At 72.5% G+C, this 21,696-nt stretch carries 21 protein-coding genes; 2 read left to right on the top strand and 19 right to left on the bottom strand.

Annotated elements, in window-relative coordinates:
• Positions 1 to 56: 56 nt before the first annotated feature.
• Complete coding sequence (locus tag ACIQ9P_RS01665; RefSeq protein ID WP_402347976.1) at positions 57 to 524, bottom strand: MarR family winged helix-turn-helix transcriptional regulator; 468 nt, start codon at positions 522 to 524, stop codon at positions 57 to 59.
• A 76-nt stretch (positions 525 to 600) separates the two neighbouring features.
• On the opposite strand from ACIQ9P_RS01665, the gene ACIQ9P_RS01670 reads away from it, so the two are divergent.
• Complete coding sequence (locus tag ACIQ9P_RS01670) at positions 601 to 771, top strand: hypothetical protein (protein ID WP_402347979.1); 171 nt, start codon at positions 601 to 603, stop codon at positions 769 to 771.
• Here the strand turns inward: ACIQ9P_RS01670 and ACIQ9P_RS01675 are convergent.
• The 3 genes from ACIQ9P_RS01675 to ACIQ9P_RS01685 all read right to left on the bottom strand — a co-directional run bounded on the left by ACIQ9P_RS01675 (position 765) and on the right by ACIQ9P_RS01685 (position 4,192).
• Positions 765 to 1,637, bottom strand: a complete 873-nt coding sequence (locus ACIQ9P_RS01675; protein ID WP_402347981.1) for an SAM-dependent methyltransferase — start codon at positions 1,635 to 1,637, stop codon at positions 765 to 767. The genes ACIQ9P_RS01670 and ACIQ9P_RS01675 overlap by 7 nt on opposite strands.
• A 141-nt stretch (positions 1,638 to 1,778) precedes the next feature.
• On the bottom strand, positions 1,779 to 3,236 hold the full coding sequence (locus ACIQ9P_RS01680; RefSeq protein WP_402347984.1) for an aldehyde dehydrogenase family protein: 1,458 nt from the start codon (positions 3,234 to 3,236) through the stop codon (positions 1,779 to 1,781).
• An 89-nt stretch (positions 3,237 to 3,325) separates the two neighbouring features.
• Entirely contained in the window at positions 3,326 to 4,192 is an 867-nt protein-coding gene (locus tag ACIQ9P_RS01685; protein ID WP_402347987.1) for a helix-turn-helix domain-containing protein, read from the bottom strand.
• 315 nt (positions 4,193 to 4,507) lie between these two features.
• On the opposite strand from ACIQ9P_RS01685, the gene ACIQ9P_RS01690 reads away from it, so the two are divergent.
• Positions 4,508 to 5,410: a hypothetical protein gene (locus tag ACIQ9P_RS01690; RefSeq protein ID WP_402347990.1), complete on the top strand. Its 903-nt coding sequence runs from the start codon at positions 4,508 to 4,510 to the stop codon at positions 5,408 to 5,410.
• A gap of 145 nt (positions 5,411 to 5,555) precedes the next feature.
• Here the strand turns inward: ACIQ9P_RS01690 and ACIQ9P_RS01695 are convergent, their stop codons facing one another.
• The 15 genes from ACIQ9P_RS01695 to ACIQ9P_RS01765 form a co-directional block, all read right to left on the bottom strand.
• A complete protein-coding gene (locus tag ACIQ9P_RS01695) occupies positions 5,556 to 7,016 on the bottom strand; it encodes a glutamate synthase subunit beta (RefSeq protein ID WP_402347993.1) in 1,461 nt (486 codons plus the stop codon).
• Positions 7,009 to 11,610, bottom strand: a complete 4,602-nt coding sequence (gene gltB / locus ACIQ9P_RS01700) for a glutamate synthase large subunit (RefSeq protein ID WP_402349809.1) — start codon at positions 11,608 to 11,610, stop codon at positions 7,009 to 7,011. The genes ACIQ9P_RS01695 and gltB overlap by 8 nt, the downstream gene beginning before the upstream one ends.
• A 432-nt stretch (positions 11,611 to 12,042) precedes the next feature.
• Positions 12,043 to 12,801 carry a VIT1/CCC1 transporter family protein gene (locus tag ACIQ9P_RS01705; protein ID WP_402347996.1) on the bottom strand — a complete coding sequence of 253 codons (759 nt, stop codon included), beginning with the start codon at positions 12,799 to 12,801 and terminating at the stop codon, positions 12,043 to 12,045.
• Between the two features lie 135 nt (positions 12,802 to 12,936).
• Complete coding sequence (gene lgt / locus ACIQ9P_RS01710; protein ID WP_402347999.1) at positions 12,937 to 13,986, bottom strand: prolipoprotein diacylglyceryl transferase; 1,050 nt, start codon at positions 13,984 to 13,986, stop codon at positions 12,937 to 12,939.
• Between the two features lie 158 nt (positions 13,987 to 14,144).
• Positions 14,145 to 15,008 (bottom strand): DsbA family protein, encoded by an 864-nt coding sequence (locus ACIQ9P_RS01715; protein ID WP_402348003.1) that lies wholly within the window; start codon positions 15,006 to 15,008, stop codon positions 14,145 to 14,147.
• Between the two features lie 54 nt (positions 15,009 to 15,062).
• Positions 15,063 to 15,512, bottom strand: coding sequence for a MauE/DoxX family redox-associated membrane protein (locus ACIQ9P_RS01720; protein WP_402348006.1), 450 nt, complete (start codon positions 15,510 to 15,512; stop codon positions 15,063 to 15,065).
• Between the two features lie 136 nt (positions 15,513 to 15,648).
• Positions 15,649 to 15,966, bottom strand: coding sequence for a hypothetical protein (locus ACIQ9P_RS01725; protein WP_402348009.1), 318 nt, complete (start codon positions 15,964 to 15,966; stop codon positions 15,649 to 15,651).
• A 224-nt stretch (positions 15,967 to 16,190) separates the two neighbouring features.
• Positions 16,191 to 17,000, bottom strand: a complete 810-nt coding sequence (gene trpA / locus ACIQ9P_RS01730; RefSeq protein WP_402348012.1) for a tryptophan synthase subunit alpha — start codon at positions 16,998 to 17,000, stop codon at positions 16,191 to 16,193.
• 2 nt (positions 17,001 to 17,002) lie between these two features.
• Positions 17,003 to 18,280: a tryptophan synthase subunit beta gene (gene trpB, locus ACIQ9P_RS01735; protein WP_402348015.1), complete on the bottom strand. Its 1,278-nt coding sequence runs from the start codon at positions 18,278 to 18,280 to the stop codon at positions 17,003 to 17,005.
• A 69-nt stretch (positions 18,281 to 18,349) separates the two neighbouring features.
• Positions 18,350 to 18,499: a tryptophan biosynthesis modulator TrpM gene (trpM, locus tag ACIQ9P_RS01740; RefSeq protein ID WP_402348018.1), complete on the bottom strand. Its 150-nt coding sequence runs from the start codon at positions 18,497 to 18,499 to the stop codon at positions 18,350 to 18,352.
• A gap of 10 nt (positions 18,500 to 18,509) precedes the next feature.
• The gene (gene trpC / locus ACIQ9P_RS01745; protein WP_402348022.1) at positions 18,510 to 19,316 is read right to left on the bottom strand and encodes an indole-3-glycerol phosphate synthase TrpC; all 807 of its coding nucleotides are present in this window, start codon (positions 19,314 to 19,316) and stop codon (positions 18,510 to 18,512) included.
• Positions 19,317 to 19,613: 297 nt separating this feature from the next.
• Positions 19,614 to 20,060: a DUF2752 domain-containing protein gene (locus ACIQ9P_RS01750; RefSeq protein WP_402348025.1), complete on the bottom strand. Its 447-nt coding sequence runs from the start codon at positions 20,058 to 20,060 to the stop codon at positions 19,614 to 19,616.
• Between the two features lie 89 nt (positions 20,061 to 20,149).
• A complete protein-coding gene (locus tag ACIQ9P_RS01755) occupies positions 20,150 to 20,407 on the bottom strand; it encodes an HGxxPAAW family protein (protein WP_402348027.1) in 258 nt (85 codons plus the stop codon).
• A gap of 145 nt (positions 20,408 to 20,552) precedes the next feature.
• Positions 20,553 to 21,185: a TIGR02234 family membrane protein gene (locus ACIQ9P_RS01760; protein ID WP_402348030.1), complete on the bottom strand. Its 633-nt coding sequence runs from the start codon at positions 21,183 to 21,185 to the stop codon at positions 20,553 to 20,555.
• Between the two features lie 20 nt (positions 21,186 to 21,205).
• Positions 21,206 to 21,652 carry a hypothetical protein gene (locus ACIQ9P_RS01765; RefSeq protein WP_402348033.1) on the bottom strand — a complete coding sequence of 149 codons (447 nt, stop codon included), beginning with the start codon at positions 21,650 to 21,652 and terminating at the stop codon, positions 21,206 to 21,208.
• Positions 21,653 to 21,696 lie beyond the last annotated feature (44 nt).

Consider the following 21,696-nt stretch of genomic DNA (forward strand, 5'->3'; position numbering starts at 1 on the left):
AAGGAGCTGAAGTTCGTAGCACGAACATATTGGTTCGTTCCACGAACTTCAACCCCTCAGGCGTCCGCCCGCCCCTGCCCCCCGAACACCGGGGGCACCTTGTTGTCCAGCACCACCCGACCGAGCAGCCCACCCAGCAGCTCCCGCTCCGCCGGCGCGAGCCCGGCCGGCAGCTCCCCGATCCGGCGACACGTCTCCGCATAGAAGCGCTCCGCCAGCACGACCCCCTCCGCCGTCAGCACCACCCGGACAGCCCGCGCATCCCCCTCGCAACTCTCGCGCCGCACAAGCCCGTTGCGCTCGCTCCGGTCGACCAGGCCGGTCAGGCTCGACTTGGCCAGCCGCAGCACACCGCCCAACTCCCCCATCACGTACGACCGCCCCAGCAGCACGCAGAGCAACTGCCCCTGCTGCGACGTCAGCCCGAACTCCCGCGCCGACTCCGCATACACCGCATCCACCAGGAACGCCGCCCGCACCAGCGCCCCCACGACCTCGATGCCGCCACCCTCGCTCTTCACCATCCGGCCAGCCTAACAGCATTGATTCGCACCACGAACTACTTCCCGGAGAAGCACCACGGGACGAGAACGTGGCCCCATGAGCGAGTTCCGGATCCCCGAACGGCATGCCCGGTGCACCCTCGCCCTGCACTCCGAGCCCGGCGGCGGGACCTACCACCGCCGGTGGAGCGGGAAGTTCGGCGACGAGGTGCCGGTCCCGGCACCGTTCGACTTCGGGCTGACGACCGCCGAACTGCTCCGCTACTGAAGCTTCTCCGCCACGCCCGCCCAGATACCGACCTGGGAGTCGGTGGGCTGCGCGGGGGCGTCGGGACGCCAGAGCGGGGCGGTGACCAGGCCCGGATCGGCGAGCTTCAGGCCGTCGAAGAAGCGCAGCACCTGGTCGCGGCCGCGCATGGTGAGCTGGGCGGAGGCGCCGCGGTAGACGGCGGGACCGCGGCCGGCGTCGGCGGTGGGGGTGAAGTCGAGGGTGCCGTGGGAGAGGACGAGGCGGCTGCCGGGCGGAAGGGCGTCCACCAGGGTGCGCACGATGGCGTACGGGTCGTCCTGTTCGTCGATGAAGTGCAGGACGGCGACGAGCAGCAGCCCGACCGGCTCGCCGGAGTCGAGGGCGCCGCGGACCTCGGGGGCGGCCAGGATGCCCGCCGGGTCGCGCAGGTCGGCCTGGACCACGGCGGTGCTCTCCGGGGTGGTGCCGCTCAGCAGGGCGCGGCCGTGCACCAGCACGATCGGGTCGTTGTCGAGGTAGACCACGCGCGCGTCGGGCCGCACCCGCTGGGCGATCTCGTGGGTGTTGCCGGCACTGGGGATGCCGGTGCCGATGTCGACGAACCGGCGGATGCCCTCGGCGGCGAGCTGCCGCACCGCGCGGCCGAGGAAGGCCCGGTTGGCGAGGGCGCTGATCCGCACCATCGGGCTGATCGCGAGCACCTTCTCGGCGGCCTCGCGATCGGCCGGGAAGTTGTCCTTGCCGCCGATGTAGTAGTCGTACATCCGCGCGGGGTGCGGGATCTCGGGACGCAGGTCGGCGGGCGGCCGGACGGCGGCACCGTCGTGGTCGACGCCACCGTCGCCGACGAGCCATTCCCGGCCGATCTCCTGAAACTCGGTCACCCCGGCCACCCCTTCGGTCCGTTCCGGTCGAACGCGGTCCGCACGCGTTCCGGTACCGCCGCATCATAGGCAACGATGATCAACAAACGGAACCCGGCCGTCCCCCTCCCCGGGGTCGGCCGGGCCCCGCCCGGGCGCCGCTCAGAACGGGAAGCGGCTGCGCCCGTGCTGGATCGAGATCCACTTCACCGTGGTGAAGGCGTCCACGGTGGACTCGCCGTTCAGCCGGCCCACGCCCGAGTTCTTCTCGCCGCCGAACGGCACCACGGGCTCGTCCGCGATGGTCCCGTCATTGACGTGGATCATGCCGGTCTCGATCCGCTGCGCGACCCGCACCCCGCGCTCGACGTCGGCCGTGTGCACCGCGCCGCTCAGCCCGAACGGCGTGTCGTTGGCGATCCGCACCGCCTCGTCCTCGCCGTCGAACTCCACCACCAGGACCACCGGCCCGAACAGCTCGCGCCGCAGGATCGGAGCGCCGGCCGGCAGGCCGCCGAGCACGACCGGGTCCATCAGGCTCCCGACGGTGGTGCCGCGCAGCAGCGCGGTGGCGCCGTCGGCGACGGCCTGGTCCACCTGCGCGGAGAGGGCGTCGGCCTGGACCGGGTTGATCAGCGGGCCGATGTGGGTGGCCGGGTCCCTCGGGTCGCCGACCTTCAGGGTGGCGACCTTGGCGACGAACTTCCGGGTGAACTCCTCGGCGACGGCGCGGTCGACGAGCACCCGGTTGGCGGCCATGCAGACCTGGCCCTGGTGCACGAAGCGGCTGAACACGGCCGCGTCCACGGCGTAGTCCAGGTCGGCGTCGTCCAGCACGATCAGCGCGCTGTTGCCGCCGAGCTCCAGCACGGTCCGCTTGAAGTGGGAGGCGGCGACGGTGGCGACGTGCCGACCGACCTTGTCGGAGCCGGTGAAGGAGATCACCTTGGGGACCGGGTGCTCGATGAACGCGTCACCGATCTCGGCGATGTCGGTGATGACGACGTTCAGCAGGCCGGCCGGCAGGCCCGCCTCCTCGAAGATCTTGGCGATCAGGGTGCCGCCGACCACCGGGGTCTCCTGGTGCGGCTTCAGCACCACGCCGTTGCCGAGCGCCAGCGCCGGGGCGACGGCCTTCATCGACAGGAACAGCGGGAAGTTGAACGGGCTGATCACCCCGACGACGCCCACCGGCAGCCGGTAGAGCCGGTTCTCCTTGCCGTCCACCGGCGAGGGCAGCAGCCGCCCCTCGGCCCGCAGGGAGAGCTGCATGGCCTCGCGCAGCATGTCCTTGGTGAGCGAGAGCTCGAACCACGCCTTGACCGCGGTGCCGCCGAGCTCGGCCATGATGTCCCGGGTGATCTCCTGCTCGCGGTCCTCCAGGATCCGCAGCGCGCGCTCGAAGACCAGCCGGCGGGCGTAGGGGTTGGTGGCCGCCCACTCCTTCTGCGCCAGCTCCGCGGCCCGGTACGCCTGGTCGACCTCGTCGACGGTGGCGACGGTGATGCTCGCGAGCTTGTCCCCGGTGAAGGGATCGACGTCGACGATGTCCCAGGAGCCGCTGCCCTCGCGCCACTCGCCGTCGATGAACTGCAGCGCCAACTCGGAAAGGTACGACATCCGATCCCTCTCATGCCGTTCGGGAACGCCCGCGATCTTCCGGGGGTCGTTCGCGATCAGAACTGATCGGGGCTCATCGTACTTACCTGCTACAGCTCTTGGCGTACGGAGCGGAGAAGTTCTCGTGTCCGCTCGGGGGACAGGCTGTCCGCCACCAGACCGTCCATCGCGCCCGCGTACTCCGCGACCTCGGCCGGCCGGTCGAGGTACAGGGCGGTGGTGAACTGCTCCAGGTAGACGATGTCCGGCAACTCCTGCTCGTCGAAGGCCAGCACCGAGAACGCGCCGCCCTCCGCGCGCAGCCCGCCGAAGCCGAGCGGCATCACCTGGAGCACCACGTTCGGGAGTTCGGTCAGCTCCAGCAGGCGGTCGATCTGCGCCCGCATCAGCTCCGGACCGCCCCAGGGGCGGCGCAGCGCGGCCTCGTCCAGCACCGCGAGCAGCCGCGGCGCCCGTTCGGCGTCCAGCACCTGCTGCCGCTTGAGCCGCACCTCGACCCGCCGCTCGATCTCGGCCGGTTCGGTCACATGGCCGCCGTGGGTGATCACCGCCCGCGCGTAGTCGGCGGTCTGCAGCAGCCCGTGGACGAACTGGACCTCGTAGCTGCGGATCTCGGTGGCGGCCTCCTCCAGGCCCAGGTAGTTCTGGAACCAGCCCGGCAGGACGTCCCCGTACCCGTGCCACCAGGAGGTCGCGTTGGCCGCCCGGACCAGCCCGAGCACCGAGGCCCGTTCCGGCTCCGCGTCCACCCCGTACAGCGTCAGCAGATCGGCGACGTCGCGCTCCTTGAAGCCGACCCGGCCGAGCTCCATCCGGCTGATCTTCGACTCGGAGGCCCGGATCGAGTACCCGGCCTCCTCCCGGCTGACCCCGCGGGCCTCCCGGAGCCGTCGCAGTTGCGACCCCAGCAGCAGACGCCGCACCGTGGCACCACCACCCGCCTGAGTCGCACTCATCGCCTCAACCTCCGCACGTCACGCAGCCCCCCGGGCCGTGGCCGCAGTCTTCCACCAGGGACCGACGAACAACAGTCCTCGGAACGCCCTCATCGGGATCTTCCACCCTCGCCGGGGCCGCCGGACGAGCAGCGTCCGGATACGCGCGGTAGCCGTACCGTAGCTCCCCGGAACGCACTCTAGTCCCCCGCTGCCGCCGTGCACATCCCCAACCCCCGCCACCACCCGCCGGATGACCACAACTCGGCCGGAACCGACAACAGTTGACGGAACCCGAGCGCGCGTCCGAACGTCCCCCACCGTGTGCTGAGACGCTTGCCCGCCGCCGCGCTCCTGCTCGCCGCGCTGTCCGTGCTCACCGCCGTCCCCGGTGACTCCTCCCGTGCCGTTGTCCCGGACCGTGCCGACGCCCCGGACCGGGCCGCCGCCCCGCCGCTCGCCGCCGAGGTCCTGGACCGGGCCCGCCGGGTGGCGGAGTCCTGGCCCGGCTCCGAGGCCGAGCGGATCTGGCGCACCGGCTACTACCCCGACCTGGCCGGCGAGACCTGGTTGCCGAAGGACTTCACTCCCGACGGCGGCGCCTTCGCGGCGTTCCTGGGCGGCCGGATCGACCTGGCGGCCGACTTCCCGCCGTTCTCGGGCACCGGGACGGTCTCCTTCCCGGACGGGACGTCCATGACCCTGCCCCTGACCGACCCGCGCGCCGCCTACGAGGACCGCGTCAGGTACCGCGACGGCTGCACCCGGGAGCCCTGCGACACCCGGCTCACCGTCACCGCCGTCCGGCCCGGCACCCACCGCCAGCGCACCAGCCGCGGGACGGTCACGGTGCCGGTCTGGGAGTTCGTGTTCGCCGGCGTCGACCATCCCTACGCGGTCGCCGCCGTCGAGTCCCAGGCGCCGTCCGTCGACTACGGCGTCGAGGACGAGGACCTGCCCGCCGGAGTCACCGATGTCGTCCTCGCCTCCGAGGACGAACAGGGGCTGGAGGGCATGATCGAGCCGGAGAACTGCGCCGACGCGCGGCCGGGCGAGGCGTACGGGACCTCCGAGGCCCTGGTGCTGGTCGGCCGCACCACCGGCCGCCCGAGGACCTGCCCCGGCCCCTACAGCTACCAGTACGCCCGGTTCCCCTTCAGCGGCCCGCTCGGCGAACGGGTGGTGCTCAACCTCGCCGGCCGCCCCGTCCTCTTCCCAGAACTGCTCCCGGAGGGCTGAACCCACCCCCGGGCACGCGAACGGCGCCTGCCCCCAAACTGGTCGGGGATGTGGGCAGGCGCCAGGGACCGCGGTGGCCCGGCGACGCTGACGGGGTGCGGCTCGGTACGACCCGGCGATGCGGCGCCGGGCTACCTGGACCGGATCAGACCACCAGGGGGCGGTCCGTCGGCCGGATCGGTGCGGGCAGCGGGGTCCTGCCGCCCAAGTAGGTGTCGACCGCCGCGGCGGCCGAGCGGCCCTCCGCGATGGCCCAGACGATCAGCGACTGGCCACGGCCGGCGTCGCCGCAGACGTAGACGCCATCGACATTGGTGGCGAACTTCGCGTCCCGGGACACATTACCGCGTGCGTCGAGGTCCACGCCCAGCTGCTCGACCAGACCGTTGCGGACGTCCGTCCCGGTGAAGCCCATCGCCAGCGTCACCAGCTGCGCCGGGATCGCCCGCTCGCTGCCCGGGACCTGCTCGAACCTCCCGTCCTTGAACTCCACCTCGACGAGGTGCAGCTCCTGGACGTTGCCGTCCTCGTCACCACTGAAGTGGGTGGTGGAGACGGAGTAGATCCGCTCGCCGCCCTCCTCGTGCGCGGAGGTGACCTTGTAGGTCATCGGCATGGTCGGCCAGGGCTGGCCGGACGGCCGCTCCTCGCCCGGTCGCGGCATGATCTCCAGCTGGGTGACCGAGGCCGCCCCCTGCCGGTGGGCGGTGCCGACGCAGTCCGCGCCGGTGTCGCCGCCGCCGATGACCACGACGTGCTTGCCCTTGGCGCTGATCGGCGGCTCGACGAAGTCGCCCTCCTGCACCTTGTTGGCCAGCGGCAGGTACTCCATCGCCTGGTGGACGCCCTTGAGCTCCCGCCCGGGCACCGGCAGGTCGCGGGCGGTGGTGGCGCCGGCCGCGACGACGACCGCGTCGAAGCGCTCGCGCAGCTGCTGCCCGGTGATGTCCTCGCCCACGTGCACGCCGGTGCGGAACCGGGTGCCCTCCGCGCGCATCTGCTCGACGCGGCGGTTGATGTGGCGCTTCTCCATCTTGAACTCGGGGATGCCGTACCGCAGCAGGCCGCCGATCCGGTCGGCCCGCTCGTACACCACGACGGTGTGCCCGGCCCGGGTGAGCTGCTGCGCGACGGCGAGGCCGGCCGGCCCGGAGCCGACCACGGCGACCGTCTTGCCGGACAGCCGCTCCGGGACCTGCGGGGTGACCCCGCCGCGGTCCCACGCCTTGTCGATGATGGTGACCTCGACGTTCTTGATGGTCACCGCGTCCTGGTTGATGCCGAGCACGCAGGCCGACTCGCAGGGCGCCGGGCAGAGCCGCCCGGTGAACTCCGGGAAGTTGTTGGTCGCGTGCAGCCGCTCGATCGCGCCCGTCCAGTCGTCCCGGTAGGCGAGGTCGTTCCACTCCGGGATGAGGTTCCCGAGCGGGCAGCCGTTGTGGCAGAACGGGATGCCGCAGTCCATGCAGCGGCCGGCCTGCTTGGTGATGATCGGCAGCAGGCTGCGCTCGACGTAGACCTCGTTCCAGTCCCGGATGCGCACGTCCACCGGACGCCGCTCGGCGAGCTGCTTGGGCGTGGTCAGGAAGCCCTTGGGGTCAGCCACGTGCCGCCTCCATCATCTTGCGAGTGGTCTCGGCCTCGGAGAGGCCATCGCGCTCAGCGGCGTCCTTGGCGGCGAGCACTGCCTTGTAGTCGGTCGGCATGATCGTGGAGAAGCGGGAGACCCCGCTGCCCCAGTCCGCCAGGAGTTCGGCCGCGACGGTGGAGCCGGTCTCCTCGTAGTGCTGCTGCACGGTCTCGCGAAGCCATTCGCGGTCGGCGGCGCCGGGGGCCTCGATGCCCACCATGCCGCTGTTGACGTTCGCCGGGCGCAGGTCCAGCACGTAGGCGACGCCGCCGGACATGCCGGCCGCCAGGTTCCGCCCGGTCTCGCCGAGGATGACGACCCGGCCGCCGGTCATGTACTCCAGGGCGTGGTCGCCCACGCCCTCGACGACCAGGGTGGCGCCCGAGTTGCGGACGGCGAACCGCTCGCCGGCCTTGCCCCGCAGGTGGATCCGGCCACTGGTGGCGCCGTAGCCGATGGTGTTGCCGGCGATGACGTGGTTCTGCGCGTCGTTGCCGATCGCCGCCGCGTCACGGGCCGGGCGGACCACGAGCACGCCGCCGGACAGACCCTTGCCGACGTAGTCGTTGGCGTCGCCCTCCAGCCGCAGCGTCACGCCGCGCGGCACGAAGGCGCCGAAGGACTGGCCGGCCGAGCCCGTGAAGGTGACGTCGATGGTGCCCTCGGGCAGGCCCTCGCCGCGGTACCGCTTGGTCACGTGGTGGCCGAGCATGGTGCCGACGGTCCGGTTGACGTTGCGGATCGGCAGCTGGATCCGGACGGCGTCGCCGTTCTCCAGCGCGTCCTGGGCCAGGTCGATCAGCTGGTTGTCCAGGGCCTTGTCGAGCGCGTGGTCCTGCGTCGTGGTGCGGTGCAGGGCCGCGCCCTCGGGCAGCTCGGGCACGTGGAACAGCGGGGCCAGGTCGAGCCCGGCGGCCTTCCAGTGGTCGACCGCGGCCTCGGCGTCGATGTGCTCGGCGTGGCCGACGGCCTCCTCGATCGAGCGGAAGCCCAGCGAGGCCAGGATCTCCCGGACCTCCTCGGCGATGAACTCGAAGAAGTTGACCACGAACTCCGGCTTGCCGGAGAAGCGCTCGCGCAGCACCGGGTTCTGGGTGGCGACGCCGACCGGGCAGGTGTCCAGGTGGCAGACGCGCATCATGATGCAGCCGGAGACCACCAGCGGGGCGGTCGCGAAGCCGAACTCCTCGGCGCCCAGCAGCGCCGCGATCACCACGTCACGGCCGGTCTTCAGCTGGCCGTCGGTCTGCACCACGATCCGGTCGCGCAGGCCGTTCAGCAGCAGGGTCTGCTGGGTCTCGGCGAGGCCGAGCTCCCAGGGGCCGCCCGCGTGCTTGAGCGAGGTGAGCGGCGAGGCGCCGGTGCCGCCGTCGTGGCCGGAGACCAGCACCACGTCCGCGTGCGCCTTGGAGACGCCGGCCGCGACCGTGCCCACGCCGACCTCGGAGACCAGCTTCACGTGGATGCGGGCCTCGGGGTTGGCGTTCTTGAGGTCGTGGATCAGCTGCGCCAGATCCTCGATCGAGTAGATGTCGTGGTGCGGCGGCGGCGAGATCAGACCGACACCCGGGGTGGAGTGCCGGGTCTTGGCGACCCACGGGTAGACCTTGTGGCCGGGCAGCTGACCGCCCTCGCCGGGCTTGGCGCCCTGGGCCATCTTGATCTGGATGTCGTCGGCGTTGACCAGGTACTCGGAGGTGACACCGAAGCGGCCGGAGGCGACCTGCTTGATCGCCGAGCGGCGCTCCGGGTCGTACAGGCGGTCCGGGTCCTCGCCGCCCTCACCGGTGTTGGACTTGGCGCCGAGGCGGTTCATCGCGATCGCCAGCGTCTCGTGCGCCTCCAGGGAGATGGAGCCGTACGACATGGCGCCGGTGGAGAACCGCTTGACGATCTCGGAGACCGACTCGACCTCGTCGACCGGCACCGGGGTGCGGCCGAGCCCGTCCAGCTTGAACAGGCCGCGCAGCGTCATCAGCCGCTCGGACTGCTCGTTCACCCGGTCCGTGTACTGCTTGAAGATGTCGTACCGGCGGTTGCGGGTGGAGTGCTGCAGCCGGAAGACGGTGTCCGGGTCGAACAGGTGCGGTTCGCCCTCGCGGCGCCACTGGTACTCGCCGCCGATGTCCAGGGCGCGGTGCGCGGCCGGGATGCCGGAGGCCGGGTACGCCTTGGCGTGCCGGGCTGCGGTCTCCCTCGCGACCTCGTCCAGGCCGATGCCGCCGAGCTTGCTGGTGGTACCGGCGAAGTAGGCGTCGACCAGCTCCTGGGCGAGGCCGATGGCCTCGAAGACCTGCGCGCCGCGGTAGGAGGCGACGGTGGAGATGCCCATCTTGGACATCACCTTGAGCACGCCCTTGCCGAGCGCCTTGATCAGGTTCTTGATCGCCTTCTCGGCCTCGACACCGGTCAGGAAGGTGCCCTGGGCCACGAGGTCCTCGACCGACTCCATCGCCAGGTACGGGTTGACCGCGCCGGCGCCGTAGCCGATCAGCAGCGCGACGTGGTGCACCTCGCGCACGTCACCGGCCTCGACCAGCAGGGACACCCGGGTGCGCTGCTTGGTGCGGATCAGGTGGTGGTGGACGGCCGAGGTGAGCAGCAGCGAGGGGATCGGGGCGTGCTCGGCGTCGGAGTGCCGGTCGGAGAGCACGATGATCCGGGCGCCGTCGGCGATCGCGGCGTCCGCCTCGGCGGCGATGGCGGTGAGCCGGGCGGCCAGGCCCTCGCCGCCGGTGGCGACCCGGTACAGGCCGGACAGCGTGACGGCCTTGAGGCCGGGCTGGTCACCGTCCGCGTTGATGTGGACCAGCTTGGCCAGCTCGTCGTTGTCGATCACCGGGAAGGTGATGCCGACCGAGCGGCAGGACGCGGACTCGGCGGCCAGCAGGTTGCCCTCGGGGCCGAGGTTGGACAGCAGCGAGGTGACGAGTTCTTCGCGGATGGCGTCCAGCGGCGGGTTGGTGACCTGCGCGAAGAGCTGCACGAAGTAGTCGAACAGCAGGCGCGGCTTCTCGCTCAGCGCGGCGATCGGCGAGTCCGTGCCCATCGAGCCGAGCGCCTCGCCGCCGGTCTGCGCCATCGGCGCCAGCACGACCCGCAGCTCCTCCTCGGTGTAGCCGAAGGTCTGCTGGCGGCGGGTGACGGAGGCGTGGGTGTGGGCGATGTGCTCGCGCTCGGGGAGGTCGGCGAGCTCGATCTGCCCGCCCTCGACCCACTCCGCGTAGGGGTGCTCGGCGGCCAGCTCCGACTTGATCTCCTCGTCCTCGACGATCCGGTGCTCGGCGGTGTCGACGAGGAACATCCGGCCGGGCTGCAGCCGGCCCTTCTTGACCACCCGGGTCTGCTCGATGTCGAGCACGCCGACCTCGGAGGAGAGGACGACCAGGCCGTCCTCGGTGATCCAGTAGCGGGCGGGGCGCAGGCCGTTGCGGTCCAGCACGGCGCCGATCCGGGTGCCGTCGGTGAAGGTGACGCAGGCCGGGCCGTCCCAGGGCTCCATCAGGTTGGAGTGGTACTGGTAGAACGCGCGGCGGGCCGGGTCCATCGTGACGTGGTTCTCCCACGCCTCGGGGATCATCATCAGCACCGCGTGCGGCAGTGAACGGCCGCCGAGGTGGAGCAGCTCCAGGACCTCGTCGAAGGAGGCCGAGTCGGAGTGGTCCGGGGTGCAGATCGGGAAGATCCGCTCCAGCCCCCGGCCGTTGCGGTCGGCGGGGATGAGGTCGGTGGCGAGCTGGGACTCCCGGGCGGTCATCCAGTTCCGGTTGCCCTTGACCGTGTTGATCTCGCCGTTGTGCGCGACGAAGCGGTACGGGTGGGCGAGCGGCCAGCTCGGGAAGGTGTTGGTGGAGAACCGCGAGTGCACCAGGCCGAGCGCGGAGGCGTAGAGCCGGTCCGACAGGTCGGGGAAGAAGGGCTCCAGCTGGCCGGTGGTCAGCATGCCCTTGTAGACGATGGTGCGGGCGGACAGCGACGGGAAGTAGACCCCGGCCTCGCGCTCGGAGCGCTTGCGGACCACGAAGGCGACCCGGTCGAGTTCGATGCCGCTCTTGTCCGCGCCGCCGAGGAACAGCTGGCGGAAGCGGGGCATCACGCCGCGGGCGGTGGCGCCCAGCAGGTCCGGGGTGACCGGGACGTCGCGCCAGCCGAGGACGGTCAGGTTCTCGTCGGCCGCGATGGCCTCGATCCGCGCGACGGCGGCGGCGTCCTGGTCGTCGGCGTCGGGCAGGAAGGCGATGCCGACCGCGTAGGAGCCGACGGCCGGGAGCTCGAAGCCGACCTTGGCGCGCAGGAAGGCGTCCGGGATCTGGGTGAGGATGCCGGCGCCGTCACCGGAGTCCGGCTCGGCGCCGGTGGCGCCGCGGTGCTCCAGGTTGCGCAGCACGGTCAGTGCCTGCTCGACGACGGTGTGGTCGGCGATGCCGGTCAGCGTGGCGACGAATCCGACGCCACAGGCGTCGTGCTCGTTTCGCGGGTCGTACAGGCCCTGAGCAGCAGGTCGCGCATCCGGAACGAGCGCGTACGGCGGGCGGGCGGCGCCGGCCTGGGGCTCGTTGGCGGAGTGCATGGATGCAGAAAGCATCGGCTCTCCCGTCGTCGTCTTTGGAGGCTGGTGCAGTAGGGACGACGTTGGCCCTGATGCGATTTCGTGCAAGTTACATGATGCCGAACATCCCGGGAAGCGGGATATCTCGTCCACATCGCGGGACGGATCCGCAGGTCACGGGTGCCGCGGGAGGGCGTGCCGCGCCGCACGCCCTGACGATTGTGCCCGCCCGTCGCCCGCCTGAAACAGGGGCGACATCCGCCTGCCACGACGGTCGATCAAGGCCGCCTGCGAATCCATTCCCACACTCGATCGACAGATGCGATTCCGTGGCCCGATCAGCTCGAATGCTGAGACAACCCAGGCGGAACCAGGGCTCCGTGTGTGCAATCTCACTCATCCGAGTGCATAACCATGCAACAGCACACCTGGCCGCTCACCGCCCGGCACCACCTAGCCGATCTGCCCGCCGATCAGCCGTCCGAGCAGGTACGTCACCCCGGCCGCCGCGCCGCCCAGCAGCAGCTGCCGCAGGCCGCTGAACCACCAGCTGCGCGCCGTCACCCGTGCCACCACCGCGCCGCAGGCGAACAGCCCGGCCGCGGAGAGCAGCAGCGCCGGCACCAGCGAGGTCGCGCCCAGCAGGTACGGCAGCAACGGGAGCAGCGCGCCCACCGCGAAGCAGACGAAGGAGGACCCGGCCGCCACCCACGGCGAGGGCAGGTCGTTGGGGTCGATGCCCAGCTCCTCCCGGGCGTGGACCTCCAGCGTCCGGTCCGGGTCGGCGGACAGCTGCCGGGCCACCTCGTGGGCCAGCGCCGGGTCCACCCCCCGGTCGACGTACACCTGGGCCAGCTCGGCCAGCTCCCCGTGCGGGTTGCGGCGCAGTTCCAGCCGCTCCGCCTCGATCTCGGCCTGCACCAGTTCCCGCTGGGAGGCCACCGAGGTGTACTCGCCCGCCGCCATCGAGCAGGCGCCGGCGGCCAGCCCGGCCAGGCCGGTGAGCACCACCGTGCCGCTGGAGGCCGCGCCGCCGACGACGCCGGTCATCAGCGCGAAGTTGGAGACCAGTCCGTCCATCGCGCCGAACACCGCCGGGCGCAGCCAGCCGCCGTTGACGTCCCGGTGGTGCCCCGCGGCGGGTATCCGCGGGGCGTGCCCGGCCTCGTGCTCCAGAGTGGTCGCGGTCACGACTCTTCCCCCTCCGTCCATTGGTCCGATCGCCTTACTTATCGACCGTAGCCCTCGTGACCTGGGCATTTCCAGCAAAGCAAGGCTGTCCGAACATGACGGCGGCCGCCTTCCGCACACGGTGCGGAAGGCGGCCGGGGCCGGGATCGGCGCAGGTCAGGCCGGGTTCCTGGCGTCCTTCTCCAGCTTGTCGAGCTTCTCGGCGAGGGAGTCCTGGGCCTTGCCGCCCGGCTTCTCGCCCGACTTCCGACCGGACTCGTCGCCCGGCTTCCCGCCCGGCGCGTCACCGGCCTCGTCACCGACCTTGCCACCGGGCAGCTTGTCACCGGGCTCGTCGGCGGTCCGGTCGGCCGGGGCCGCCGCCCGCTCGTCGGCGTCGGCCATCGGGTCGATGCTCGCCGGGTCCTCGCGGCCGGGGTGCTTCTTCCCGGCGATCACGAAGTACGCGACGGCGCCGAGGAAGACGAGGATCGCCACCCAGTCGTTCAGCCGCAGGCCGAGGATGTGGTGCGCGTCGTCGATCCGCAGCCACTCGATCCAGAACCGGCCGACGGTGTACGTGGCCACGTACAGGGCGAAGACCCGGCCGTGACCCAGGGTGAACCGCTTGTCCGCCCAGATCACCAGCGCCGCGACGCCCACGCACCAGAGGGACTCGTAGAGGAAGGTCGGGTGGTAGGTCCCGGTGACGACCTCGCCGTTCGGCAGCGTCCTGTCGATCTCCAGGCCCCACGGCAGCGTGGTCTCCCGGCCGTAGAGCTCCTGGTTGAACCAGTTGCCCCAGCGGCCCAGCGCCTGGGCGAGCGCGATGCCCGGGGCGATCGCGTCGGCGTAGGCGGGCAGCGGGACGCCGCGTCGGCGGGCGCCGATCCAGGCGCCGACCGCGCCCAGCGCGATCGCGCCCCAGATACCGAGGCCGCCCTCCCAGATCTTGAGGGCGTTCCAGGGGTTCTTGCCCTCGGCGAAGTACAGCTGGTGGTCGGTGATCACGTGGTACAGCCGACCGCCGACCAGGCCGAACGGTACGGCCCAGACGGCGATGTCGCCGACGGTGTGCTTGCCGCCGCCCCGGGCGACCCAGCGCTTGCTGCCGAGCCAGACGGCCACGACGACACCGAGGATGATGCAGAAGGCGTAGGCGCGAAGCGGGATCGGTCCGAGGTACAGGACACCCCGCGACGGGCTGGGAATGTAGGCGATATCCATGGCAGCTCCGACGCTACAGGGTCGACGGCCCGTCCAGGACACCCCGGCGGGTCACAGTCGGTGCACAGATCGGCGCGCGGGCCCGGAGCACGGCCCGCCGCCGCCCTCCTCCGACCGGGGAGGAGGGCGGCGGTCGCCCCGCGGCGTGCGCGCCGGGCTCAGCCGGCGTTCGGCGAGGGGTTGTTGCTCTCCGAGGCGGTGGCGGTGGGGGCCGGCGACTGTCCGTGGGTGCCCGGAGTGCCCAGGGTCTTGCCCTGGTTGGCGGCGTCGACCCACTTCACCAGGTTCGCCGGGGTGATCTCCTCGTTGTTGAACTTCGGGTAGATCGGCTGTCCGTTGAGCAGGACGGTGGGGGTGGACTTGTAGCTCGACTTGTCGAAGTCCTGCTGGACCGCCGACACCCATCCGCTGTACGTGGAGTTGTTGACGCAGGACTCGAAGGCGGGGGTGTCGAGTCCGTTGACCTGCTTGCCGAGGTTGATCAGGGTGGCCTTGTCGCCGAAGGCGTCGCTGGTCTCGTCGGGCTGGTTGCGGTAGAGCACGTCGTGGTAGTCGCGGAAGTGTCCGGCGTCCTGGGCGCAGGCCAGCGCGTTGGCACCGTAGCGGGAGCCCTTGCCCGGCACGGCCCGGTCGATGAACGAGACGATGTGGTAGTTGGTGTAGATCTTGCCCGCGTCCTCCAGCTGGCTGATGGTGGGCGAGAACTCCCGTTCGAAGGTGCCGCAGGCGGGGCAGCGCGCGTCCTCGTAGACGGTGAGGACGGCCGGCGAGTTGTCCGAGCCGACCGGGATCACCAGGTTCTTGTCCCCGATCGCGCCGGCCGGGGCGGCGGTGGGGGTCTCCGGCTTGGAGCGCTGGTCCTGCACCACCACTCCGGTGACCACGGCGGCGGCGATGACCGCGAGCGCCACCCCGCCGATGATCAGCTTCTTCCTCTTGCGGCCGCGGGCCTCGTCCGCGGCCCGGTCCGCCAGCATTTGCTCACGGGCGGTGCGCTTGCCTTCTCGGTTCTTCTCGCTCATCAGTCTTGGACATTCCGGTTTCGGGGGCGGGGGTGCGGTGGGAGGGCGGGGCGCTCAGCGCGCCAGCCAGCCGTCCACCGAGAACTTGGTGCGGGGCCACCGGAGCAGCCAGCCGGCCAGCAGCAGGAACCCGGTGTCGCGCAGGATCTCCTGGAGGTACTCGGTCTGCGAGGAGTCGACCGCCCCGCCGCCGCCGAAGCATCCGCAGTCGATGGAGATGCCGCGGGCCCAGGCGGAGGCGATCCCGGCGATGAAGGCGAGCAGCAGGCCCGCCGAGAGCGCGGCGACCAGGCGGGTGCCCAGGCCGACGATCAGCAGCAGCGCGAGCGCCAGTTCCAGGAAGGGCAGCCCGTGGCCGACGGGTTTGACCAGGGCCTCGGGCAGGATCTCGTACGCGCGCACCGCCTGGGCGGCCTCCGCCGGGTCGGCGATCTTCGCCAGCCCCGCCCAGCCCCAGACCACGGCCAGCCCCAATCGGGCCGCCGTGCCGATCCACTCCTTCACCGGCCCGACCATCCGGACAACCCCCTCGGGAAACACCGTCACGCCCTATGAACCGCCGACGGCGACGCCGGGTTCCTCCGGTTTCGCGACTTAAGCCGAAAGAGTGAATATTGATAGGTGTTGACCCGGTTTCACCCTAACGAGTGGACTGGTCGCAGCCGGGCGGCCACCCGAGTTCGTACCGCCCGGGTTCGTACCGGCCGACCTCGTACCGCCCGGGCTCGCTCCCGCCGTCGCCGAGGAGCGCCGGCCGCCCCTGCGGATCCGCGCGGCCGGCCCGCGCCACCGCCTCCATCCGGACCGCCTCGGCGCACACGTACGCGTCCCGCTCGGCCCGCTCCACCCCCCGCTTGGCCAGGGCCGGGACGACCGCCGCCTGCGCCCCGAGCGCGGCGCCGAGGGCCAGCGCGGCCGCGGCCGCCCGCAGCAGCACGGCTCGCTGAAGACCGGGCATCGGCCGACCCCTTCCGCTCGCTCCCGCGCCCCGGGGCACGTGGTTCGTGCACTCGTCCCTCCACTCAACGCCGGTCAACCCCCGCTGATGCGCGTGCCCCGCACTGTTCACCCGTTCGGGTCCGGCCGACCGCCCGCGCCCGGGGAGCGCCGCCGACGCGTGCCCCGGGAACGCCGACGGCCCGCCACCTCCGAAGAGATGACGGGCCGTCGAAGAAGAACGCCCTAGCTCCGGCGGACGCCCCGCGCCAACTCGCCGGCCAGCTCGCGGACCGCCGTCAGCGCGGCCGCCTCGTCGCCGTCCGCGTCCAGGATCCGCTGCACGAAGGCCGAACCGACGATGACGCCGTCCGCGAACCCGGCGACCTGCGCCGCCTGCTCACGGGTCGACACCCCGAGGCCGACGCAGACCGGCAGGTCGGTGGTGGCCCTGGTCCGGGCGACCAGGTCCTCGGCCAGGTCGCCGACCTGCGCCCGGCTGCCGGTCACACCCATCACCGCGGCCGCGTACACGAATCCGCTGCCGGCCGCCGTGACCTCCGCCAGCCGGCGGTCCTGGCTGCTCGGCGCGACCACGAACACGGTGTCCAGACCGTGTTCCTCGGCCGCCTTGCGCCACTCGACGGACTCCTCCACCGGCAGGTCCGGCAGGATGCAGCCCGCCCCGCCGGCCGCGGCCAGGTCGGCGGCGAACCGCGCGACGCCGTACCGGTCCACCGGGTTCCAGTAGGTCATGACCAGCACCGCCGCGGCGGGATGCGCCGAGGCCACCTCCTGGACGGTGCGCAGCACGTCCTTGATCCGCACGCCACCGCGCAGCGCGATGTCGTCGGCGGTCTGGATGGTCGGGCCGTCCAGCACCGGGTCGGAGTGGGGCAGGCCGATCTCGACGATGTCGCAGCCGCCGTCGAGCAGCGCGCCGACGGCGCGGATGCCGCCGTCCACGGTCGGGAACCCGGCCGGCAGGTAGCCGATCAGCGCGGCGCGGCCCTCGGCCTCGGCGCCGGCCAGGATGCCACTGAGCTTGGAAGCCATGGTCACTTACCCCCGTGGGCGGAGCCGGCGCCCGGCTCGTCGTAGAGGCCGAAGTACTCGGCGGCGGTGTGCATGTCCTTGTCGCCCCGCCCGGAGAGCGAGACCAGGACGGTGGCCCCGGGGCCGAGCTCGCGGCCCAGTTCGAGGGCGCCGGCCAGCGCGTGCGCGCTCTCGATGGCCGGGATGATGCCCTCGGTGCGGGACAGCAGCCGCAGCGCCTGCATGGCGGCGTCGTCGGTGACCGGGCGGTACTCGGCCCGGCCGGTGTCCTTCAGCCAGGCGTGCTCCGGACCGACGCCCGGGTAGTCGAGGCCGGCCGAGATCGAGTGCGACTCGATGGTCTGGCCGTCCTCGTCCTGCAGGACGTACGTCCGGGAGCCGTGCAGCACCCCCGGGTCGCCCTTGGTGAGGGTGGCGGCGTGCCTGGGCGTCTCGGCGCCCTCGCCGGCCGCCTCGCAGCCGATCAACCGCACCCCGGCGTCCGGGATGAACTCGTGGAAGATGCCCATCGCGTTGGAGCCGCCGCCGACGCACGCCACGACCGCGTCGGGCAGTCGGCCGGTGCGGTCGAGCACCTGCTGCCGCGCCTCGATCCCGATCACCCGGTGGAAGTCCCGGACCATCATCGGGAACGGGTGCGGGCCGGCCACGGTGCCGAACAGGTAGTGGGTGGAGTCGACGTTGGCGACCCAGTCCCGGAAGGCTTCGTTGATGGCGTCCTTGAGCGTCCGGCTGCCGGAGGTCACGGCGACCACCTCGGCGCCCAGCATCCGCATCCGGGCGACGTTGAGCGCCTGCCGCTGAGTGTCGACCTCGCCCATGTAGATGGTGCAGTCGAAGCCGAACAGGGCGCAGGCGGTGGCGGTGGCCACGCCGTGCTGGCCGGCGCCGGTCTCGGCGATGATCCGGGTCTTGCCCATCCGCCTGGTGAGCAGGGCCTGCCCCAGCACGTTGTTGATCTTGTGCGAGCCGGTGTGGTTGAGGTCCTCGCGCTTGAGCAGGATCCGCGCGCCGCCGGCCTCGGCGGAGAACCGCCGGACGTCGGTCAGCGGGCTGGGGCGGCCGGTGTAGTCCTTGAGCAGCGCGTCGAGTTCGGCGGTGAAGGCCGGGTCGGCCTTGGCCTTCTCGTACTCGTCGGCGACCTGCTCGACGGCGGCGACGAGCGCCTCCGGGATGAAGCGGCCGCCGTACGCGCCGAAGTACCCGCGCGCGTCCGGCACCTCGGCGCCGGGAAGGTGGTCCCTACTGGACTCGTCGGACTTTTCAGGCTTTTCGGACATGGTGAAATCCCTCGGGACGATGACGACGGGTGACGTGACGTCTGACGGCCGACAGCCGACGGGCTGCGGTCAGCCGGACGTCGTGCGCCATCGCCGCCCGGGGATCTGTCCGGGCTCGCAGCCGATGACGTACCGCACCCGCCGCCCCAGCACCCGGCGCGCGGGCGCGCGGCAGCCGCGCGGGCGGCAGCCGGGGGCGAGGCGAGTGGCGATCTTCATGGCGGCGGGATCAGTCCTTGTGCCGGATCGCCGGGTGGGCGCCGGCCGCGACCAGATCGGCCACGGCGGCCCGCGGGTCCTTGCCGGTCACCAGGGACTCGCCGACCAGGACCGCGTCCGCGCCCAGGTTGGCGTAGGAGATCACGTCCAGCGGGCCGCGCACCCCGGACTCGGCGATCTTCACGACGTTGTCCGGAATGGCGTGGACGACGTTGCCGAAGGTGTTGCGGTCCACCTCAAGGGTCTTGAGGTTGCGGGCGTTGACACCGATGATCCGCGCCCCGGCGTCGACCGCGCGCTTGATCTCCTCCTCGTCGTGCACCTCCACCAGCGGAGTGAGGCCGATCGACTCGGCGCGCTCGATCAGCGACACCAGGGCCGGCTGGTCGAGGGCCGCGACGATCAGCAGCGCGAGGTCGGCGCCGTGCGCGCGAGCCTCCCACAGCTGGTAGGCGGTGACGATGAAGTCCTTGCGGAGCAGCGGGGTGTCCACGGCGGCGCGGACGGCGTCCAGGTCCGCGAGCGAGCCGCCGAAGCGGCGCTGCTCGGTCAGCACGCTGATCGCGGCGGCACCGCCGGCCGCGTAGTCGGTCGCCAGGGAGGCCGGGTCCGCGATCGTGGCCAGCGCGCCCTTGGACGGGCTGGAGCGCTTGACCTCGCAGATCACCCGGATGCCGTCGCCGCGCAGCGCGGCCACGCCGTCCTTGGCGTCCGGGGCCTTGGCGGCGAGCTCCTTGAGCTGGTCCAGCGAGACCCGGGCCTGTCGCTCGGCGAGGTCCTCGCGGACCCCTTCGACGATCGAGTCGAGCACACTCACTCGGGCGCCCCCATCATGTTTGCCAGTGACTGCTGGCGAGGAGCCGGCGGCCAATGGGCCTCCGGCCCTTCGATGGTATCGGCACGGGGGGGCGCACAGCGCATCCACCCGGCGCGCGTCTCGTGGTCCGGACACCTGGCGGGGGCTCCGGCCTGCGCCTTCACCGCTCCGCCCTCCCGCCCGACCGTCGAACCGCGGCGGTGCCGCCGCGCCGCCCGGCGCCGAACCGGGGCCGGGAACGGCCACCCCCGGCCCGCCACTCCGGCCACTCCGGCCACTCGCCGGCCCGGACCCCGCTCAGACCGACGGCGGGGCCAGCCCGGCACCGACCGGCAGATTGCGGACCACCGTGAAGACCAGCACGAACAGCGCCACCAGCACCCACCGCCGGGACCCGAGGGCGAGCCGCGGCCCGGGCAGTCCGCGCAGCGCCGCCCAGAGCCAGCGCGCCCAGAGCACCGCCAGCACCACGAACAGCAGCACCGCCACCGCGTTGTCGTGCAGGGCACCGTTGAGGTCCCCGTGGGTCAGCGCGTGCACACAGCGCAGCCCCCCGCAGCCCGGGCACCACCAGCCGGTGGCCGCGAGGAAGGGACAGTCCGGGTAGTGACCGGGGCTGTTCGGGTCCACCGCGGCGATGTATCCGGCGGGGACGGCCACGGCGACCGCGGCGGCCAGCGGCGGAACCAGCCGGCGGGGGCCGGAGGGCCGGGCGGCGGCGGTGGGGGCGGGGGCGGCGTTCACGCCCATGATTGTGCCCCTCCCGGCGGCGCGGTGGGAGAAACGAAACGGCGGGCCTGCCGCCCGCCGTTCACGTGGGAGGTCCGGCCGGGTCAGGCCGGGCTGCCGGCCAGCGCGGCCTGCTCCTCCGGGGTGTAGGTGTGGACGCTGGGCTGCGCGCCCATGCCGGCCATCGCCATGGCCTTGCCGACCACGCCGCCGGCCACCACGACCGCCAGGCCGCCCCAGACCAGGAGCACCGACGGCAGGATCATCGCGACACCCGCGATGGCGAAGCCGATGAAGGAGATCGTCACGCCGGTCCAGGCGGCGACGGTGTGGCCGCTGGCAGCCTTCGTTCCTGCAGACATCTGATGGTGCTCCTACGCTCTCGGGGCCCCGGCCGGGCCTGCGGGCCCCTGGCGGGTTGACGTCTCCATTGTGCCGGGCCGTACACCGGCGGCCCAAAGCGGGTGGCGGGTCTATCGCGTCACAGTACGACCGGGCCGGCCGGCCTCAGCGCGCGGTCGGGTCCTCGCCCCGGTCCAGCGCCTTCCACAGGTCCGCCGGGGTCTCGGCGGCCGCCCGCCGGACCGGCGCCCGACCGGTCGGCGCCTCGTACCGGCTGCCCATGGCCGGCCAGCCGCGCCCGTACCGGACGGTCAGGAGTCCGGCCAGTGCCAGCAGCAGTCCGCCCAGCAGTGCCACCCACGGCCAGGCGGTGTGCCCGACGCCGGTCGCGGCGGAACCGGTCAGCGCCAGCTTGCGGGCCGCCTCGCCGTCCAGCGCGGCGGTGTCCCCCGCGCCCGCCGCGGCGGCCGCCGCCGCGCCGAGCCCGGCCAGCACCGTCAGCGCCCCGACCGCGAGCCGTCCGGCGCCGCGCACCGCGAACACCGCGACCGCCGCCGCCAGGGCCACCATGGCCAGCCCGGCGGGCAGTTCGGAGATCTTCCCACCGGTGGCGGACACCTCCAGGGTGCCGGCCAGGCCCTCGGCCCAGACCCGCCCGGCGGCGGTCAGCACCAGCACCGCGCCCAGCACGGTCAGCAGCAGCATCACCCCGAGCGTGCGGCGCCCGGCCCGCGCGGCGGGCGCGGGTGCGGCGGCGGGGTCGGCGGACACGGCGTCGGTTCGGGCTTCAGCGCTCACCGGACCAGTGTCCCCCGCCCTCACCCCGCCGCCGCACCCGGGGTCGGCGGCTCGACCGGGAAGTCCCCCGTCTCCAGCACCAGCGTCCGCTCCCCCAGCGGCAGGAAGAGATCGTTCCCGAACGGCACCCGCTCCGCCTCCCGGTACCCGACGCCGGGCAGCGGCCGGCTGTGCACCGTGCAGACCGCCTCGCCCGGATCCACCACGACGTACAGCGGGACACGCGCGTCCGCGTGGGCGCGGTGGCCCCCGGCCGGGTCCGGCACCGGCACGACCTCCAGCACCGCCAGCGCGTCCGCCGTCCGGTACCGTCCGGCGGCGTCCGAGGACGCGCCCGGGGCCAGCACCAGGAGCCGGGTCCGCGGCCCGTCCCCGTCCACCACCGGGCGGACGCCGCCGTGGCCGCCCGACTGCCGCAGCAGCTGCTCCCTGGCGGCGGCCACGATCCTCCGCTGCACGTCAGGCATGCTGTCGTCCCTTCCGCTGCGGCGGCCCCGCGACGCGCGCGGGG

Origin of the sequence: Kitasatospora sp. NPDC094019 (genome assembly GCF_044764505.1) — a bacterium.
Lineage (GTDB): Bacteria > Actinomycetota > Actinomycetes > Streptomycetales > Streptomycetaceae > Kitasatospora.

Bases quoted from the DNA above. Each gene is read 5' to 3' on its own strand.
- ACIQ9P_RS01665 (WP_402347976.1), bottom strand. From the start codon at position 524: ATGGTGAAGAGCGAGGGTGGCGGCATCGAGGTCGTGGGGGCGCTGGTG.
- ACIQ9P_RS01670 (WP_402347979.1), top strand. From the start codon at position 601: ATGAGCGAGTTCCGGATCCCCGAACGGCATGCCCGGTGCACCCTCGCC.
- ACIQ9P_RS01680 (WP_402347984.1), bottom strand. From the start codon at position 3,236: ATGTCGTACCTTTCCGAGTTGGCGCTGCAGTTCATCGACGGCGAGTGG.
- ACIQ9P_RS01685 (WP_402347987.1), bottom strand. From the start codon at position 4,192: ATGAGTGCGACTCAGGCGGGTGGTGGTGCCACGGTGCGGCGTCTGCTG.
- gltB (WP_402349809.1), bottom strand. From the start codon at position 11,610: ATGCACTCCGCCAACGAGCCCCAGGCCGGCGCCGCCCGCCCGCCGTAC.
- ACIQ9P_RS01705 (WP_402347996.1), bottom strand. From the start codon at position 12,801: ATGGACGGAGGGGGAAGAGTCGTGACCGCGACCACTCTGGAGCACGAG.
- lgt (WP_402347999.1), bottom strand. From the start codon at position 13,986: ATGGATATCGCCTACATTCCCAGCCCGTCGCGGGGTGTCCTGTACCTC.
- ACIQ9P_RS01715 (WP_402348003.1), bottom strand. From the start codon at position 15,008: ATGAGCGAGAAGAACCGAGAAGGCAAGCGCACCGCCCGTGAGCAAATG.
- ACIQ9P_RS01725 (WP_402348009.1), bottom strand. From the start codon at position 15,966: ATGCCCGGTCTTCAGCGAGCCGTGCTGCTGCGGGCGGCCGCGGCCGCG.
- trpA (WP_402348012.1), bottom strand. From the start codon at position 17,000: ATGGCTTCCAAGCTCAGTGGCATCCTGGCCGGCGCCGAGGCCGAGGGC.
- trpB (WP_402348015.1), bottom strand. From the start codon at position 18,280: ATGTCCGAAAAGCCTGAAAAGTCCGACGAGTCCAGTAGGGACCACCTT.
- trpM (WP_402348018.1), bottom strand. From the start codon at position 18,499: ATGAAGATCGCCACTCGCCTCGCCCCCGGCTGCCGCCCGCGCGGCTGC.
- ACIQ9P_RS01755 (WP_402348027.1), bottom strand. From the start codon at position 20,407: ATGTCTGCAGGAACGAAGGCTGCCAGCGGCCACACCGTCGCCGCCTGG.
- ACIQ9P_RS01765 (WP_402348033.1), bottom strand. From the start codon at position 21,652: ATGCCTGACGTGCAGCGGAGGATCGTGGCCGCCGCCAGGGAGCAGCTG.